At 44.3% G+C, this 15,916-nt stretch carries 15 protein-coding genes; 6 read left to right on the top strand and 9 right to left on the bottom strand.

Annotated elements, in window-relative coordinates; translation table 11 throughout:
• Positions 1-5: 5 nt before the first annotated feature.
• The 5 genes from rbsC to UJ203_RS11755 are packed head-to-tail and all read right to left on the bottom strand — an operon-like array spanning position 6 to position 4,730.
• Positions 6-977: a ribose ABC transporter permease RbsC gene (gene rbsC / locus UJ203_RS11775; RefSeq protein WP_059292403.1), complete on the bottom strand. Its 972-nt coding sequence runs from the start codon at positions 975-977 to the stop codon at positions 6-8.
• A gap of 1 nt (position 978) precedes the next feature.
• A complete protein-coding gene (locus UJ203_RS11770; protein ID WP_322010979.1) occupies positions 979-2,460 on the bottom strand; it encodes a sugar ABC transporter ATP-binding protein in 1,482 nt (493 codons plus the stop codon).
• Positions 2,461-2,474: 14 nt separating this feature from the next.
• Positions 2,475-2,870: a D-ribose pyranase gene (gene rbsD / locus UJ203_RS11765; RefSeq protein ID WP_322010977.1), complete on the bottom strand. Its 396-nt coding sequence runs from the start codon at positions 2,868-2,870 to the stop codon at positions 2,475-2,477.
• Entirely contained in the window at positions 2,867-3,748 is an 882-nt protein-coding gene (gene rbsK, locus UJ203_RS11760; RefSeq protein WP_202853585.1) for a ribokinase, read from the bottom strand. Before rbsK ends, rbsD begins: the two co-directional genes overlap by 4 nt.
• The gene (locus UJ203_RS11755) at positions 3,741-4,730 is read right to left on the bottom strand and encodes a LacI family DNA-binding transcriptional regulator (protein ID WP_322010972.1); all 990 of its coding nucleotides are present in this window, start codon (positions 4,728-4,730) and stop codon (positions 3,741-3,743) included. The genes rbsK and UJ203_RS11755 overlap by 8 nt, the downstream gene beginning before the upstream one ends.
• A 798-nt stretch (positions 4,731-5,528) precedes the next feature.
• On the opposite strand from UJ203_RS11755, the gene pgsB reads away from it, so the two are divergent.
• The 5 genes from pgsB (at position 5,529) to UJ203_RS11730 (ending at position 9,916) form a co-directional block, all read left to right on the top strand.
• Positions 5,529-6,710, top strand: coding sequence for a poly-gamma-glutamate synthase PgsB (pgsB, locus tag UJ203_RS11750; RefSeq protein ID WP_019715925.1), 1,182 nt, complete (start codon positions 5,529-5,531; stop codon positions 6,708-6,710).
• Between the two features lie 14 nt (positions 6,711-6,724).
• Entirely contained in the window at positions 6,725-7,174 is a 450-nt protein-coding gene (pgsC, locus tag UJ203_RS11745) for a poly-gamma-glutamate biosynthesis protein PgsC (protein ID WP_010332116.1), read from the top strand.
• Positions 7,175-7,192: 18 nt separating this feature from the next.
• Entirely contained in the window at positions 7,193-8,335 is a 1,143-nt protein-coding gene (gene pgsA, locus UJ203_RS11740; RefSeq protein WP_101861396.1) for a capsular polyglutamate synthetase PgsA, read from the top strand.
• 14 nt (positions 8,336-8,349) lie between these two features.
• A complete protein-coding gene (gene edmS / locus UJ203_RS11735) occupies positions 8,350-8,517 on the top strand; it encodes an extrachromosomal elements maintenance protein EdmS (protein WP_010332114.1) in 168 nt (55 codons plus the stop codon).
• Between the two features lie 157 nt (positions 8,518-8,674).
• Entirely contained in the window at positions 8,675-9,916 is a 1,242-nt protein-coding gene (locus tag UJ203_RS11730) for a C40 family peptidase (RefSeq protein ID WP_322010966.1), read from the top strand.
• A 35-nt stretch (positions 9,917-9,951) separates the two neighbouring features.
• On the opposite strand, the gene UJ203_RS11725 is transcribed toward UJ203_RS11730, so the two are convergent.
• Positions 9,952-10,812 carry a Cof-type HAD-IIB family hydrolase gene (locus tag UJ203_RS11725; protein WP_322010964.1) on the bottom strand — a complete coding sequence of 287 codons (861 nt, stop codon included), beginning with the start codon at positions 10,810-10,812 and terminating at the stop codon, positions 9,952-9,954.
• 155 nt (positions 10,813-10,967) lie between these two features.
• Positions 10,968-11,936 carry an LCP family protein gene (locus UJ203_RS11720; protein WP_322010962.1) on the bottom strand — a complete coding sequence of 323 codons (969 nt, stop codon included), beginning with the start codon at positions 11,934-11,936 and terminating at the stop codon, positions 10,968-10,970.
• A gap of 330 nt (positions 11,937-12,266) precedes the next feature.
• On the opposite strand from UJ203_RS11720, the gene UJ203_RS11715 reads away from it, so the two are divergent.
• On the top strand, positions 12,267-13,640 hold the full coding sequence (locus UJ203_RS11715) for a sugar porter family MFS transporter (RefSeq protein ID WP_322010960.1): 1,374 nt from the start codon (positions 12,267-12,269) through the stop codon (positions 13,638-13,640).
• Between the two features lie 46 nt (positions 13,641-13,686).
• Here UJ203_RS11715 and UJ203_RS11710 read toward each other — a convergent pair whose 3' ends face one another.
• Both UJ203_RS11710 and UJ203_RS11705 read right to left on the bottom strand, forming a co-directional pair.
• The gene (locus UJ203_RS11710) at positions 13,687-14,811 is read right to left on the bottom strand and encodes a Ger(x)C family spore germination protein (RefSeq protein ID WP_322010958.1); all 1,125 of its coding nucleotides are present in this window, start codon (positions 14,809-14,811) and stop codon (positions 13,687-13,689) included.
• On the bottom strand, positions 14,808-15,914 hold the full coding sequence (locus tag UJ203_RS11705) for a spore germination protein (protein ID WP_322010956.1): 1,107 nt from the start codon (positions 15,912-15,914) through the stop codon (positions 14,808-14,810). The genes UJ203_RS11710 and UJ203_RS11705 overlap by 4 nt, the downstream gene beginning before the upstream one ends.
• Positions 15,915-15,916 lie beyond the last annotated feature (2 nt).

The following is a 15,916-nucleotide window of genomic DNA, read 5'->3' as shown; positions in this document are numbered from 1 at the left end:
CCCTCCTATGCTGACTTTTTGCGGTCTAATAATACCGCGATTAAAATGACAATCCCTTTAACAACCAGCTGATAAAATGATGAGACGCCAAGCAGGTTGAGTCCGTTATTGAGTGTGCCGATAATCAGCACCCCGATTAACGTTCCGACAATGCGCCCGCGGCCCCCGGAGAGACTCGTTCCGCCTAAGACAACCGCCGCGATGGCATCCAGTTCATACGATTCTCCAGCTGTCGGCTGTGCTGAGTGGAGACGGGAAGTCAAAATCGCGCCGGCAAGGGCGGATAATAGACCGGCTAAAGCATAAATCATGACTTTTACACGTGTGACTTTTATGCCTGAGATGAGTGCCGCTTTTTCATTGCCGCCAATTGCGTATGTTCGGCGCCCGAACGGCGTTTTGTGTAGCAGCACCCAAAGGATAACAAAGGCGAGAACCATTGTAATTGCAGGTACTGGAATTCCTAAGAAATAACCGCGGCCGAACAGCTGAAAGGCATAGTTAGTGCCTAGCCCTGTGATCGGGTTTCCGTCTGTATACACAAGGGTAAGTCCGCGGAAGACAGTCATGGTCGCAAGCGTCGCGATAAAAGGGGCCATTTTCCCTTTTGTGATTAACAGTCCGTTGATCATCCCGAGAAGAGCGCCAATCAGACAGCCTATGATGACGGCGAGAATCGGGTCGGCACCAGATACAATCATACCCGCGACTAAGGCGCTGGATAGGGCGAGAATAGCCCCGACAGAAAGATCAATGCCGCCAGTTAAAATAACGAAGGTCATGCCGAATGCGATCAATCCGTTAATCGCTACCTGCCGAAGCAGGTTTAAAATATTCAAAGGCTCAAGGAAGCTCGGGTTTAAAATCGATACGATCATAACGAGAATAAATAAACCGAGAAACGGGCCGAGCTTCTGCATGATGCCATCGAAGTGAATCTGTTTTTTTTCTGATTGCTTCAGTTGTTCCGTTTTCATGTTACCGCCCTCCCGTGGCAAGTGTCATAATTCGTTCTTGCGTCGCTTCACGCGCTTCGATGTCTCCGCTGATTCTGCCTTCATGGACGACGATGATTCTGTCACTCATCCCGAGTATTTCCGGCAGCTCTGATGACACCATAATGATGCCGACACCGCGTTCAGTGAGCTCGTTCATCAGCGTATAGATTTCCCGTTTCGCACCCACATCCACGCCTCTTGTCGGCTCATCCAATATGAGCACTTTTGGGCCGATACCGATCCATTTGGCAATCACGACCTTTTGCTGGTTGCCGCCGGACAAATGGCGCGCGTGCGTTTCTGATGAAGCCGTTTTGATGGTCAGGCGTTTTATGAGAAGGTCTACAAACTCTGCTTCCCGCTTGTGATCAATGATGCCCTTTGGAGAAAAACTGGCCAAATTGGGCAGCGCAATATTTTCCCGAATCGATGTGTCGAGCAGCAGTCCTTCATCTTTGCGGTTTTCCGTAATAAAACCGAGCCCTTTTTTCACAGCATCATACGGATTTTTAATAGCAGTCTTTTTTCCTGCAATCCAAATCTCACCCGAATCGAGCCGGTCAATGCCGAACAGTCCTCTCATCATTTCTGTTCGTCCGGCTCCCATTAAACCGGAAACGCCGACAATTTCACCGGAACGGACATAAAAGCTGATATCTTGAAAGCTTCCTTTTGAGGAGGCGTTTTTCACCTCAAATATTTTGTCTCCGAGTGAAGGGACGCGTTTAGGATACCGTTCCGTCAGCTCACGTCCGACCATTTTTTTCACGACCTCGTCAAAATTGGTTTCTGAAATGTTTGTTGTATCAATGGTTTTTCCGTCACGCATAATGGTGATTCTGTCGCAAATCGTAAAAATTTCTTCCATTCGATGTGAGATGTATACAATGGAAACACCGTTCTTTTTTAAAGCTGTAATGACGTCAAACAGCTTGCTGATTTCCCGTTCAGTCAAAGCCGCGGTAGGTTCATCCATAATGATTACCTCGGCATTTGTCATGAGCGCTTTTGCGATTTCAATCATCTGCTGCTGTCCGACGGAGCATTCACCCGCTTCTTGATCAAGTGAAAGAGAGACGGATAGTTTATCAAATTGTTCTTTTAATAGCGCTTTCATTTTTCTGGTTTGTAAAATACCAAATTTCGTTGACATTTCTTTTCCGATAAATAGATTCTCAAGTACGGACATGTCCGGCCAGATATTCAGTTCCTGATGGATGAAGGCGATTCCGTGCTGCTCAGCTTCCTTCGGATTGGAGAAATACGTCTCGTTACCATTTATGGTGATCCGTCCTTTGTCCAGTTTGTGCAGACCAGTCAGGATGTTCATCAGGGTGGACTTGCCGGCGCCGTTTTCTCCCATCAGTGCGTGAACTTCGCCGGGCTTGAGCTGAAAGGACACACCTGAAAGCACCTGGTTTTTTCCGAATGCTTTATGAATGTCATTCATTTCGATTTGCATATCGGTCCTCCTTTCTAGAAAAGCACACCCGCCTGCAGGATGCAGTTGGCGTATGGTGTGAATTCTCCTGTTCGTATGACAGCTTTAGCTTCTTTAGTCAGCTCCTTAAATTCCTCGTGGGGAAGGCAGACAACTGCCTCTTCAGAAAAAAGTGTTTCTATAAAACTCGCAATCTCTGGATTGGACACCTTTATTTCGGATGCGACAATTACTTTTTCAACCGCCATTTCATCTGCCAGCACTGCGGCTACATCCTGGAAAGCCGGGAAACCCGGCTTCAGTGAGAGATCAATTTTCAGGACGCCGTCAGGAACGGGCAGCCCTGCATCAGCGATGACAATTTTGTCAGTATGGCCAAGGTCAGCCAATAGCTTGGCAAGATGACTGTTCAGTATACCGTGTCTTTTCATGACAGCAGCTCCTCTACTTCTTTTCTGGACGGCATTCCGCCTTGAGCGCCGAAAGAACATACAGATAGGGAGGCGGCGCGGTTTGCGAACCGTAATGCAGCTTCAATATCTTTTCCCTCCGCCAGGGCCACTGCAAGAGCCGCGTTAAACGTATCACCCGCCCCGGTTGTATCGACAGGCTCAACAGGGAAGGAAGGGATGATCCGCTCTTTGCTGCCGGATGAATAGCGCACGCCTTGTTTGCCTTCAGTGATAAAGAGCTTCGCCGGATAAAGCGCCAATGCTGCAGAAACCGTCAGCTCCGGAAATAAGATCGCCGCCTCATGTTCATTCGGCGTAAGATAGGTGGCATGGTCAATGGTTTCCTGCTTCAGCGGGCGGGCCGGTGCCGGGTTAAGCATGATCGGGATGTCGTGAGAATGGCAGTATCTGCACACCTCATCAACCGTTTCTTCCGGGATTTCCTGCTGAATCAGAACCATATCGATATTTTCAAGTTTTTCAAGAGCGTCTATCGCATAAGATGGGGTGATCTCATCATTTGCGCCTTTAACGACGACAATACTGTTATCACCTTCGGCAAGCACGATGTGGGCGGTGCCGCTTTCTTTATGTGTAACCGGTTCCATATAGTCGGTGCGAACACCGTTTGCTTTTAAATTATTCATGATGGCTGTTCCATAATGATCGTCACCAACCTTGCCAATCATAAAAACATTGGCGCCGAGTCTGGCGGCGGCAACAGCCTGATTCGCGCCTTTACCGCCCGGCACAGTTTGAAATGAAGTACCCAGTACGGTTTCGCCCGCGTTTGGGCGTTTGTCTGAGGTGACCACCAAATCCATAGAACAGCTTCCAATCACACAAATATTACGCATCGTTTTCTTCCTTTCTTGTCGTGTTTCTTCTTATATACAGGACGGGCATTTGAATCGCCGTTTCTGCGAGAGGCTGTTTTTTTATGAGGCTCAAAAGAAGTTTAGCCGCTTCTTTACCCATGTCATATGCCGGCTGTTTAATCGTTGACAGCGGCGGAAACAGCAGCTCGCTTTGGGGAATATCATCGTAGCCGATAATTTGAATATCCTCGGGCACTTTTTTCCCGCGCCGCAAAGCTTCATGCAAAACAGCCGCTGCTTGAATGTCATTACTGGCAATTACCCCGTCTGTCTCAGGATATAAGACAAACAGCTCCTTTGCCAGTGCCTGTGCATCCTTAAAAGAAAAGGACGCCGTCTCGATGATCTGAAAATCAACACCTGCCTGCTGTAATACCTCTAAAGCGCCGTGAAAGCGGTCTTGGGCAGTCGGCAGGTGAGCAGGGCCCTTCAGGAGCGTAATGTGTTTGCTTTTTCCATGAACAATTGCTTCCGCTGCTAATTTTCCTCCGGTATGTCCGTCACTGGATACAGAAGGAGCGCCTTCAGGCGTTCTGTCCAGGAAAACGACTGGCTGATCAATGCCGCTGTATTCCTCAAGATGCGGATAATTTGTTGCAGCAATAATACCTGCGACATGATTTTGTTTAAAGGTTTGAAGGTATTCAAGTTCTTTATTTAATTCCTCGTCACTGTTGCCGAAAATAAGCCGATAGCCTTCCCGGTTCAATTCATCCTCCGCGCCGCGGGCAAGCTGGGGGAAGAAAGGGTTTGTAATGTCCGGAAGCAAAAGCCCGATCAGCCTGGATTCTCTTTTATAAAGAGACCTGGCGACTTCGTTCGGATAATAGTTCAGCTTCTCCATGGCGGCCATCACACGTGTTCTCGTTTCTTCATGTACATAGCCGTTGTCATTCAGGACGCGGGAAACCGTTGCAACTGAGACGCCTGCGGCTCCCGCGACATCTTTAATTGTAGCCAACACAGCTCCTCCTCATTTGTGTAACCGTTTACATAGATAGATTATCATGAACATTCCGTTATTGGCAATAAGAAAAAAATAAAACATGGCGATATAGCAAACCGAACTGTAAATGGTGTATAAATATGAGAATTTAAAGATAATCACGCTTTTTTTGACAAAGTCTTCACAAATCTGGATGAACATTTCATGAACGAATATTAAGTTTTATTAAAATTGTTTCAAAGTCATGCGTTTAGACCTGTAAATAGGATAAAACAGATTAGACTATCCGCCCAGAAAATGTTTAATTATGTTAGAGAACCTGGACCTGTTTGTTTGCCGTTTTTATTGCAGGGGCCATTAGTCAATTTGGAATGGGACTAATATTGTCTATTCCGTGCAGAAAGGATGACATTATGACCTTATCCTTAAGAAACAGGCAGAAATAATTTTATGTTCATAAGAACCGGAAACATGCATTGTATCAGCAAAAGCCTGATATACCGGGCCGGAAAAAAGATTGATTTGAAATGCATATTAAACTGAACATCCAAGGTGTGACTAAACGTCCAGAAGGAAATCATTTGGTAAATGAAAGCGCATTCGTTTTCAGTATTGAAAAAATCGATAAGATGTAAGTCCTGTCGATTTCCAAAAATAGAAAACACTTTGTAGGTACAAAATCTCTTTCAAAAGAGAAGTTTGGCTCAGTAGATTAGGGGAGATTATGTTACATAATGCCGATTGAGAATTCATAGTGATTCTATATACTGATGAATGAATTTACAACAATATAGAAGGAGATGTCGATAAGCAATGTGGTTACTCATTATAGCCTGTGCTGTCATACTGGTCATCGGAATATTAGAAAAACGGCGACATCAGAAAAACATTGATGCCCTCCCTGTTCGAGTGAATATTAACGGCATCCGAGGAAAGTCCACTGTGACAAGGCTGACAACCGGAATATTAATAGAAGCCGGTTACAAAACTGTCGGAAAAACGACAGGAACGGACGCAAGAATGATCTATTGGGATACACCGGAGGAAAAGCCGATTAAACGGAAACCTCAGGGACCGAATATCGGCGAACAAAAAGAAGTCATGAGAGAAACGGTAGAAAGAGGAGCCAACGCCCTCGTCAGTGAATGTATGGCCGTTAATCCGGACTATCAAATTATCTTTCAGGAAGAACTTCTTCAAGCTAATATCGGTGTCATCGTAAACGTGCTGGAAGATCATATGGATGTCATGGGGCCGACGCTTGATGAAATTGCAGAAGCGTTTACCGCTACTATTCCTTATAATGGCCATCTTGTCATTACAGATAGTGAATATACCGAGTTCTTTAAACAAAAAGCCAAAGAGCGAAACACAAAAGTCATCATTGCTGATAACTCGAAAATTACTGATGAATATCTTCGTAAATTTGAATATATGGTATTCCCTGATAACGCTTCTCTCGCACTGGGTGTGGCTCAAGCACTCGGCATTGATGAAGAAACAGCGTTTAAAGGAATGCTGAATGCGCCGCCAGATCCGGGAGCAATGAGAATTCTTCCGCTGATCAGTCCGAGCGAGCCTGGGCACTTTGTTAATGGGTTTGCCGCAAACGACGCTTCTTCTACTTTGAATATATGGAAACGTGTAAAAGAAATCGGTTATCCGACCGATGATCCGATCATCATTATGAACTGCCGCGCAGACCGTGTGGATCGGACACAGCAATTCGCAAATGACGTATTGCCTTATATTGAAGCAAGTGAACTGATCTTAATCGGTGAAACAACAGAACCAATCGTCAAAGCTTATGAAGAAGGTAAGATTCCTGCAGACAAATTGCATGATCTAGAGTACAAATCAACGGAAGAAATTATGGAATTGTTAAAGAAAAGAATGCACAACCGTGTCATATATGGCGTCGGCAACATTCATGGTGCCGCAGAGCCGTTAATTGAAAAAATCCACGAATATAAGGTTAAGCAGCTCGTAAGCTAGGAGGAAATGCAGACATGTTCGGATCAGATTTATACATTGCACTAATTTTAGGTGTACTACTCAGTTTAATTTTTGCGGAAAAAACAGGGATTGTGCCGGCAGGGCTTGTTGTACCGGGGTATTTAGGACTTGTGTTTAATCAGCCGGTCTTTATTTTACTCGTATTATTAGTCAGCTTGCTCACCTATGTCATTGTGAAATTCGGTTTATCCAAGTTTATGATTTTGTATGGACGCAGAAAATTCGCTGCCATGCTGATCACAGGGATCGTCCTGAAAATTGCCTTTGATTTTCTATACCCGATTGTACCATTTGAAATCGCAGAATTTCGAGGAATCGGCATTATCGTGCCGGGTTTAATTGCCAATACCATTCAGAAACAAGGATTAACAATTACGTTCGGAAGCACGCTGCTATTAAGCGGAGCGACCTTTGCTATCATGTTTGTTTACTACTTAATTTAATGTAAGGTGTGTCAAACGATGAAAAAAGAACTGAGCTTTCATGAAAAGCTGCTGAAGCTGACAAAACAGCAAAAAAAGAAAACCAATAAGCACGTATTTATCGCGATTCCGATCGTTTTTGTCCTCATGTTTGCTTTTATGTGGGCAGGCAAAGCAGAGACGCCAAAGGTTAAAACCTATTCAGATGACGTTCTTTCAGCCTCATTTGTAGGCGATATTATGATGGGGCGCTATGTTGAGAGAGTAACGGAACAAAAAGGGGTAAGCAGTATTTTTCAGTACGTTGAGCCTATATTTAAAGCATCAGACTACGTAGCCGGAAACTTTGAAAACCCGGTAACTTATAAAAAGAACTATAAGGAAGCAGAAAAAGAAATTCATCTGCAGACAAACAAGGAATCCGTAAAAGTCCTGAAGGATATGAATTTCACGGTCCTTAACGGCGCGAATAACCATGCCATGGATTACGGCGCACAGGGTATGAAAGATACACTTGAAGAATTTTCGAACCATAACCTCGATATCGTTGGGGCTGGATACAGCTTGAGCGATGCGAAAAAGAATATCTCATATCAGGAAGTAAATGGGGTAACAATCGCAACCCTTGGATTCACGGATGTATCCGGCAAAGGTTTCGCGGCTAAAAAGAATACACCGGGCGTGCTTCCCGCAGATCCGGAAGTCTTTATCCCTATGATTTCAGAAGCGAAAAAACATGCTGATGTCGTAGTTGTACAGTCACACTGGGGACAAGAGTATGATAATGATCCGAATGACCGTCAGCGCCAATTGGCAAGAGCTATGTCTGATGCAGGTGCCGATATTATCGTCGGCCATCACCCGCACGTCCTTGAACCGATCGAAGTCTATAACGGGACCGTCATCTTCTACAGTCTGGGGAACTTTGTGTTTGACCAAGGCTGGACAAGAACCAGAGACAGTGCGCTGGTGCAGTATCATTTGAAGAAAAACGGAACGGGACACTTTGAGGTAACGCCGATTGATATCCATGAAGCGACACCTGCTCCGGTTAAAAAAGGCAGTCTGAAACAGAAAACAATTATTCGCGAACTGACGAAAGACTCTAATTTTGCATGGAAAGTAGAAGACGGAAAACTGACTTTTGATGTCGATCACAGTGACAAACTAAAATCTAAATAATGGAGTGATATAAGATGAAATTTGTCAAAGCCATCTGGCCGTTTGTTGCCGTTGCAGTCGTGTTTATGTTTATGTCAGCTTTCAAATTCAATGATCAGCTGACTGATCAGGAAAAGCAGAAAATCGATACAGAAATTCATAAAATTCAACAGCAGGAAGAAACGGCAAACGCCGCTAAATAACACACAAAAAAAAGAGAATGTCTTACGAGACATTCTCTTTTTTTATTTGCCATTTCGAAAGCCAGCATATTCATTCTGTAAAAATACGAAAAAGTCTCTTAACATATCTAGAAAAATACCGATGTTAAAACTGCAAATAGAGGAGGAGATAATAAAAGTGAACACACTGGCAAACTGGAAGAAGTTTTTGCTTGTGGCCGTTATGATTTGTTTTTTGGTTCCTATTATGACAAAAGCGGATATTGCGGAGGCTGATGCAAAATCTGACCTGATCATCAGTGAAGCAAAGAAACTGCTTGGGTATAAGTATAGATACGGCGGTGAAAAACCGAAAGAAGGCTTCGATTCATCTGGATTGATTCAATATGTTTTCGGTCAGGCTGATATTCATCTGCCGAGATCTGTGAACGACCAGTCAAAAGTCGGAACGGCAGTAAAGCCGGCAGATCTAAAACCAGGTGATATTTTATTTTTCAAAAAAGAGGGAAGCAGCGGGACTGCACCGACACACGCCGCTCTTTACATTGGAGACGGGCAAATGATTCACAGCACCCTATCAAAAGGGGTTATCGTCACAAACTACAAAAAAAGCAGCTATTGGAACGGCTCTTACATTGGAGCGAAACGAGTCGCTGCCGATCCGGAGACTGCTGATGTGGCTGTTGTGCAGGAGGCCGAAAAATACCTCGGCATTCCGTACGTTTTTGGCGGAAGCACACCGTCAGAGGGCTTCGATTGCTCAGGGCTTGTGCAATATGTCTTTAAACAGGCGCTTGACATCTATCTGCCGAGATCAGCAGAGCAGCAGTGGGCAGTAGGCGAGAAGGTGGCGCTTCAGAACATTAAACCTGGTGATGTTATCTATTTCAGCAATACGTATAAAACAGGAATTTCGCATGCCGGCATTTATGCAGGAGGCGGAAGGTTCATTCAGGCGAGCCGGTCTGAAAAAGTAACCATTTCCTACTTATCAGAGGATTATTGGAAATCTAAGATGACAGGCATCCGCCGGTTTAACAACCTGACGATTCCGAAAGAAAATCCGATTGTGTCGGAGGCGACGCTCTATATCGGGGAAGTTCCTTACAAAAAGGGCGGGGTTTCTCCAGAAACAGGATTCGATACTTCTGGCTTTATCCAATATGTTTACCAGAAAGCGGCAGGCATTTCACTGCCCCGATACGCGACGAGCCAGTATAAAGCGGGAACAAAGGTTGATAAGGCTGACCTGAAACCAGGGGACATGGTCTTTTTCCAATCAACAAGCTTAAACCCGGCCATCTATATCGGAAATGGCCAAGTCGTTCATGTCACATTAACAAACGGTGTAACCATTACCAATATGAATACGAGCACGTATTGGAAAGATAAATACGCGGGAAGTATTCGGGTGCAATAAAAAACAAAGACTCCAGAATCTCTGGAGTCTTTTCTTTATGCATATTGGCCGGATAGAAGCTGATCTATAAAGTGGGCCACACCATTTTCATCATTGCTTTTCGTCACGTAAGTGCTTTTTTCTTTCAGTTCATCAATCGCATTTTCCATGGCGATTCGGTGTCCTGCCACTTCGAACATGGATAAATCATTCGGACTGTCACCAATCGCATAGATATCTTGCGTCTCAATTCCGTATTTGCCGGCAAGCTCGGTCAGCGCGTGCCCTTTGCCGGAAGAGGCTGGGAGAATTTCGATAATGTGCTTTCCTGAAGAGGTTTGCGCCAGTTTTTTATGGTGCTTCAGTTCTTCCTTCGCATGTCTCAGTTTTTCCATATCAAAGGAGAAGCAAAGGAGCTTGTAAATGTTTTCGCTGCCGTCGAAAATCGATTCGATATGCGGGATCGGTTTGATGCCGAACTGCTTGAACTGGGTCATGGCCCCTTTCCACAATTCATCCATGTTTTCATCTGGATTGGCGCTCCTTAAAATGTCAAGCTCTGCTTGAAGCTTAGATTCGCCGTCAAAAGGAGAAAGCAGATGGTCATCTGTATAGACCTCGAAGTAAATATTTTTTGAGAGCAGGTAATCAGCGATCGCTTTGCCGGCCTCTTGATCCATTAATGTCCGGCTGATCAGGCGGTAGCCTTTGTCATGAACCGTTCCGCCATTTGCCGCGATGATAGGGATATCCAAGCCTTCCAGCAGCGCTTTAACATCAAACGTCGCTCTTCCTGTGCAAATGGTAACGAGGATACCCGCATCAAGCGCCCGCTTGATAGCCGCTCTGTTTTCATTAGAAATGATGCTTTCCTTATTCAGCAATGTACCGTCTAAATCAATCGCTATTAATTTCATATGTAGGGGAAACCTCCTTAATAATGAAGCTGCTTCGTGTAGTATGTTCAGCTTTCATACGAAACATAAACCATATAGGACAAGGCTAAACCTTACGATCCTATTTTTCAACAATGAAATATGTAAAACGGGATGGCTGCACGCCATCCCGTTCATTATACACCTAAATCGTTTTGCAGCTCTTCTTTTACTTCCTGCAGTTTTTCCTGATTCAATCTGAAATAGTAGACGCCGCCAGGCTCATAGTCATAGCCTGTCAGCTGGATGGATTCAACCGACTTCAGTGAAGTGATAAACGGGAACAAGCCAATGGCATCTTTAAGAGATAGATTCATTTTTAAGTTTTCTCCCATTGTATCCACAATATCATCATAAGCCGGAATGGAGCTAAGTGATTTTGATTTATCGATAATGGCTTTCAGCACTTCCATTTGTCTCTGTCCGCGTAAAAGGTCACTGTCGGCTTTACGTGTTCTTACGTAAGCCAGCGCTTCCTCTCCATCAAGCGTGTGTATGCCTTGTTGAAGGACAACTTTTCCTTTTGTATCCTTTTTGATTTGCTGGATGACTTTATCGCTTTTTACGTTGACTGTGACGCCATTCAGCTCATTTACCACGTCTTCAAACGCAGTGAAGTTGCTTTCTACTACATAATCAACGGGAATATCAAGCATTTCTTCAACTGTTTTCACACTTAGATCTACGCCGCCATAGGCATGGGCATGCGTAAACTTATCATAGCCATGGCCTGGAATATTTACATAGGCGTCGCGTGGAATGCTCAGCATTTTGGCTGTTTTTTCTTTGCGGTTAAAGGTAATCAGTACATTCGCATCACTTCTGGCCTGGTCTACCGTCTCACCGTTTTTCTCCCTGGCATCAATACCTAAGAGCAATACAGAGAAAGAATCCTTTCCAGGATCGAACTCTTTAATCCGTTTTACAGATTGTTCTCCGCGGGCAAGGCTGACGTGAGCTTCTTTAGAAGCGTTGTTCAGTTTGACATAAGCGTATGTGCCGACAGAACCTGCGGCAATGATGAGAAAAGCCATTACACCGGCTAATAATTTTACCCATTTTCGTAGGCGTCTCTTTTTCTTCTTACGTTGTGATCGTTCTTCCATATCAATACCTCACGTTTCATTAATATTTGAAGCGTACCATTCAATTTGCCATAGGGCAACTGCTGATAAGACAATATTCGATAAAAATTCCTATATTTATATGTTTTTGTTTTTAGAGATTTATGATGATGTGCTGAATCACCTTCTATTGGACGCCACTGGGGAAAAAAATGTTTCGGTGCAGTTGAAAAAAGCGCCAGTAAATTAATGGATATTAGATGTCTGTACGTCTGCATAGGTTTATTTGCCGGAAAAATAGGCTAAAAGATTTCTAAAAAACTCCGTGGACAGTACCATTGGATCACTGATTGGAGAAAGGGAGTCATTTCTATGAAGAAGCAGTCAAATATATGGCTTTATTTTTTCGGCGCTCTTGGTGGCGCTTTATACGGCTATGATACCGGCGTCATTTCGGGAGCCATTTTATTTATGAAAAAGGATTTAGGCCTCAACGCCTTTACAGAGGGACTTGTTGTCAGCTCTTTATTAATCGGAGCGATACTCGGTTCCGGAGCGGCTGGCAAGCTGACGGACCGTTTTGGCAGGAAAAAAGCGATTATGGCTGCCGCGCTGCTGTTTTGTATAGGAGGATTGGGAGTTGCGTTTGCGCCAAATACTGGAGTGATGGTCCTCTTTAGAATCATTCTGGGATTGGCAGTCGGAACATCGACAACGATCGTGCCGCTGTATTTGTCTGAGCTGGCGCCAAAAGAGAAACGGGGTGCGCTGTCGTCCCTCAACCAGCTGATGATTACGGTCGGCATCCTGCTTTCCTATATCGTCAATTACATATTTGCCGATGCGGAAGCGTGGCGCTGGATGCTTGGATTGGCTGCCGTACCATCATTGCTCCTGCTCATTGGTATTTTGTTTATGCCTGAGAGCCCGCGCTGGCTGTTTACAAATGGTGAAGAGGACAAAGCGAAGAAAGTTCTTCAAAGATTGCGGGGAACAAAGGATATTGATCAGGAAATCCATGATATTAAAGAAGCGGAAAAAGAGGACGAAGGCGGTCTGAAGGAGCTGTTCGATCCGTGGGTGCGCCCGGCGCTGATTGCCGGATTGGGACTGGCGTTTCTGCAGCAATTTATCGGTACGAACACAATCATTTATTATGCGCCGAAGACCTTTACAAACGTCGGGTTCGGAAACTCCGCCTCTATTTTAGGAACGGTCGGAATCGGAACAGTGAATGTTCTTATGACTCTTCTCGCCATTAAAATCATTGATAAAATCGGCAGAAAGCCGCTGCTGTTATTTGGGAATGCCGGGATGGTGATCAGCTTGATTGTCCTGGCTATGGTGAATCTCTTTTTCGATAACACCCCGGCCGCATCATGGACGACAGTCATTTGCTTAGGCGTGTTTATCGTTGTGTTTGCCGTCAGCTGGGGCCCGGTTGTCTGGGTGATGCTTCCTGAACTATTTCCGCTTCATGTGAGAGGCATCGGGACTGGAGTCTCCACCTTGATGCTGCACGCTGGAACTTTGATTGTTTCACTAACCTATCCAATTTTAATGGAAGCGATCGGCATCAGCTATTTATTCCTGATTTATGCTGCGATCGGCATTATGGCGTTTCTATTTGTCCGGTTTAAAGTAACAGAGACGAAAGGAAAAAGCCTTGAAGAAATCGAGCAGGATTTGCGCGATAAAAACGGTCAGGGAGGATCGGCAGGTAAACAGCAGACAGCGGGAACGTAAATCATATTCAAAAGGGTGCTGCCAACAGGCGCACCCTTTTTGCTGCTTACCTCCCAACTGTTCCAAAATTAATGATTTTGAACGAAATATCGTATGTGAACTCTGCCTCAGTGAACGTTTCATCCCAATGCCCTTTTACTTTATTCCAGTAATCCGGGTATTGAATCCGAACGTAGTCAGATAAAAAGATAGGGTCTGCTTTATACGTATGCTGCAGCTGATCCATAATCTGCTTGATATCGTGTTTCAGCTTTTTCTCAAAAATGTTTTCCAGCTTACGCAAATAGCTCTCGCTAAAAGAATTTTCTCTTGGACTTTGATCTTCTGTCAGAATGCCTGTTGTTTTGACAGAAATATGAAAGACAGGCTTTCCATTCTGAATGGCAGGTTTGATTTTTGATTTGGACTTCTTAATCTCAAATGTAATCGGAGATCCTTTTTCTTCCGCCGGCATGACGCCGCCTTGGATCGTCCCCATTACCCATGTCAGCGCTTGTGTTTCATCCGCTGAAAGAAATCCGACGAGTTTATTGCTGCCGCTTTTAATAATGCCAGCCCCGTCATACTTTGCTTTTCCCTTTTGGTTTTTCACGGCTTGAATGAGAAAACTGTAGCCGTTTTGGCAATAGATAGAAGCTCTTCCGATCCGAAGCGGCATCATAATTTTCCCGTTATATCCGCTGTTATTTGTCAGATCAATCAGCTTTTCGGAAGGCATCGGCAGCTGCTGCTTTGGACTTCCTTCCGTGAAAATGTCTCCAGCTTCCCCTCTGGCTGCCATCAAATAGCTGCTTCTCCTCAGCTCATCATCCCGAATAAAATGGTTGAACAATTGATCCATATTTTGATTTTTCATTAGCTTTTCTCCCAAAAGAATCACTTTCAAATGATCGCTATAGATAGGAGGGTCCTTGATGGATACATCACTGACCGCTTCGAGAATGGTTTTCCCGCGGGAGGTCACATTGACAAATTCCGGTTTTCCTGATGATTGGCTGTCTTCACTTTGGGGAAGAAGGTTTTGATAGGTTAATTTATACTGATGGTCATCAGTTTCATCGATAGCAAGTCCCCTGGCGAAAGACAGTTTTTCAATATTTTTGACATCCCAGCATCCGCAGAGCAGCTGCAGCATCAGAACCATTGCTGCAAGCTTTATAATTGTCTTCATTGCAGCTGACCCCTCCCCAGCTTCTTCTGTACCCAGCTCAAAAACCAGATGAGAAATGGTATGATAATGACACCTAAAAATGCATATCCGAGAAGTGAACCGTAATAAAACACGGCATTCAGATCGTCAGGAAGCATTGTGAAGAAAAATGTAACAGCCAGCAGTGCAGCAAGCAGCCACGGATTGTTTTTATTTTTTAGGTGAAAGACATCTGTTAATCCGATATGTGCGCCTTTAAAGGAGCCGAGCATACAGGCAAATTGCTGAGCTGTCCAAGTCAACTGTAAAAACAGGTCAAATCGTTCAATAAAAATCCCTGGGATTTCTAATGCGTGGATGAGTGAAATGGTCGGCCACGTCACTGTTTTAGCTTCAGCCACACTCATACAGCCAATGACAATAAACAGAGTAATGCTGTAGAAAACAGTTGAGGTTGCAATGCCCAAAGCGACAGCTTTTTTAACCTTCTTCGGATCTTTCATAAAGGGAATGAGATAAAAAATGACTTCAAATCCTGAAAAATATAACAGGGTTTTAGGAAATAAAGAGAAAAAACTTTGATAGCCGCCTTCAAAGACGGGTCGGATAAAATCTAACTGAAACAAACGAAAGCTAAACATCAGAAGCATCAGAAAAATAATAATAGTGACAGGAAAGATATACGCATATACCTTCGCAATGGGGTAAACGCCTCCGGCCACATGATAGATGGCAACCGCCAGAAAAATAATGACGACAACCGCCATCGGCGTGTTTTTTAATAGAAAGAATGCGACAACCTCTCCCAAGACCCGGGCTTGAAAGCATACGATACCGATAAAATAAAGGGTGATAAATAAATTCAAAAAGAAACCAATCAATTTTCCGGCTGCAATGCTGTTGAGCTCAAAAATCGTTTTTCCGCTGTTTCGTTGAAGAAAAGGCAAAAAAAGCAGAGCATAAGTAATAAAAATAACGCCCTGAAGCAGGATCATAATCCATCCGCTCGGACTTTCGGTTTCAGCGGCTGAGCGGGGAAGGGTTAAGACACCGGCACCGATCATTGTACTGCTTACCATAATAAGCGTCTGCATAAATGTAAGCTTGTCCTCTGATTGCATCATAG

It is taken from the genome of Bacillus sp. V26, from assembly GCF_034296245.1.
GTDB classification, from domain to species: Bacteria; Bacillota; Bacilli; order Bacillales; family Bacillaceae; genus Bacillus; species Bacillus halotolerans.
This window is presented reverse-complemented; position numbering and strand designations above follow the sequence as displayed.

Coding starts and splice junctions, on each gene's coding strand:
- rbsC (WP_059292403.1), bottom strand. CDS start 977: ATGAAAACGGAACAACTGAAGCAATCAGAAAAAAAACAGATTCACTTC.
- UJ203_RS11770 (WP_322010979.1), bottom strand. CDS start 2,460: ATGCAAATCGAAATGAATGACATTCATAAAGCATTCGGAAAAAACCAG.
- rbsD (WP_322010977.1), bottom strand. CDS start 2,870: ATGAAAAGACACGGTATACTGAACAGTCATCTTGCCAAGCTATTGGCT.
- rbsK (WP_202853585.1), bottom strand. CDS start 3,748: ATGCGTAATATTTGTGTGATTGGAAGCTGTTCTATGGATTTGGTGGTC.
- pgsB (WP_019715925.1), top strand. CDS start 5,529: ATGTGGTTACTCATTATAGCCTGTGCTGTCATACTGGTCATCGGAATA.
- pgsC (WP_010332116.1), top strand. CDS start 6,725: ATGTTCGGATCAGATTTATACATTGCACTAATTTTAGGTGTACTACTC.
- pgsA (WP_101861396.1), top strand. CDS start 7,193: ATGAAAAAAGAACTGAGCTTTCATGAAAAGCTGCTGAAGCTGACAAAA.
- edmS (WP_010332114.1), top strand. CDS start 8,350: ATGAAATTTGTCAAAGCCATCTGGCCGTTTGTTGCCGTTGCAGTCGTG.
- UJ203_RS11725 (WP_322010964.1), bottom strand. CDS start 10,812: ATGAAATTAATAGCGATTGATTTAGACGGTACATTGCTGAATAAGGAA.
- UJ203_RS11720 (WP_322010962.1), bottom strand. CDS start 11,936: ATGGAAGAACGATCACAACGTAAGAAGAAAAAGAGACGCCTACGAAAA.
- UJ203_RS11715 (WP_322010960.1), top strand. CDS start 12,267: ATGAAGAAGCAGTCAAATATATGGCTTTATTTTTTCGGCGCTCTTGGT.
- UJ203_RS11710 (WP_322010958.1), bottom strand. CDS start 14,811: ATGAAGACAATTATAAAGCTTGCAGCAATGGTTCTGATGCTGCAGCTG.
- UJ203_RS11705 (WP_322010956.1), bottom strand. CDS start 15,914: ATGATGCAATCAGAGGACAAGCTTACATTTATGCAGACGCTTATTATG.